The organism is Pseudoalteromonas sp. S1727 (assembly GCF_005886375.1).
Classification (GTDB): domain Bacteria; phylum Pseudomonadota; class Gammaproteobacteria; order Enterobacterales; family Alteromonadaceae; genus Pseudoalteromonas; species Pseudoalteromonas haloplanktis.
Window position 1 is genome coordinate 1 of the sequence record NZ_PNDT01000162.1, and the last position, 1,227, is coordinate 1,227.

Below are 1,227 nucleotides of genomic sequence, written 5' to 3' on the forward strand. Positions count from 1 at the left end.
CCGTGAAAGCTTTACCTTACCGCGTGTTGGACCATTTGTGTCTGGTATTAGCTGGACATCAAATAACGAAGAGTATTTAAAACCCGTTAATGGCACAGCCATTGTTAATCAACCAAGTGCGCTTGCTGGCGACCAAATAGTGACACTTACTGCAACAATTAACTATAAAGGTTTTACAGATACTAAAAGCTTTGATGTCACGGTTAAATCACTCGCGCCTGCACAGTATAGTTTTGAAGGTGATTTAGCGGAACTTGAAGGCGCTTATGGTTCAGGTAAATCAACTGGCAACCGTATTGATAATCAAGGTGGTGCGGTCACTTTTACAGACGGAATTATTGGCCAAGCAGTACACTTAGATGGCACTACAGGGGTAAGATTACCTGACAACCTGATCACCACCAATGACTATTCAATTTCATTGTGGTTAAAACCTGATGCATTTACCAGTTATACCACCGCATTTTTTGCAGGTGCAAATTCATCTACATGGTTGAGCTTAGTCCCTTCAATGGATGGCACAAACAAAACACGTCTATGGGGTACTTCTGGTGCGTTCTTTGATAATGGTGAACTTGATAGCCGTATCCCACAAGGTGAGTGGACTCATTTAGTGATGACAGTAGATGGTAGTAATGGTAACACCTTAAAAATCTACGTTAACGGCGAACTAAAACTTGATACGGTAGGCTTCCCGCGTGTATTTACAGTTGCTGGTGAAACCAATGAGTTTGCACTTGGTGTAAACTATTGGGATACACCATACAACGGCGCAATTGATGAGCTAAAAGTATTTAGTGGTGCAATTGACGCTGACGCGATAAAAGCATTGTTCGATGCTGCAACAGCCGCTGAGTAAGCATTATTTGTTGAGGTATACCTCAAATTAAAAAATGTTGTATAAGCCGAGTGAAAACTCGGCTTTTTTTTCTAAATAATTAAAGGATCTGTCCCTTCAACCGATAACAGGCTATCTTTATCTATCAAGCAAATTAGTATGAGCCTTAATCCACTATCAGCAAGTTTAACTATCAAAAACCACACCAATAACACTCAAGAAGTCGCGACGGATAAAGGCTATAAGTTAACATCAACAGAAAGAGATAAACTCTCAGGGCGAGCAGCACAGCAAACTGCTGAGCAAGATAAGAATAATGATTTACCTGAGTATATTCAAAAAATGATTGAGCAACTTGAAAGACTCAAACAACAACTAGAGCAAGCTAA

The 1,227-nt window shown here is 40.2% G+C and carries 1 protein-coding gene and 1 pseudogene; both read left to right on the plus strand.

Annotation, left to right across the window (positions count from 1 at the left end; genetic code table 11):
• Nucleotides 1-859, plus strand: an 859-nt coding sequence (locus tag CWB85_RS21190; RefSeq protein WP_138555958.1) for a LamG domain-containing protein, incomplete at its 5' end; no start/stop codon positions are given.
• A gap of 138 nt (nt 860-997) precedes the next feature.
• Nucleotides 998-1,227, plus strand: a pseudogene (locus CWB85_RS21195) (hypothetical protein); the annotation flags it as partial.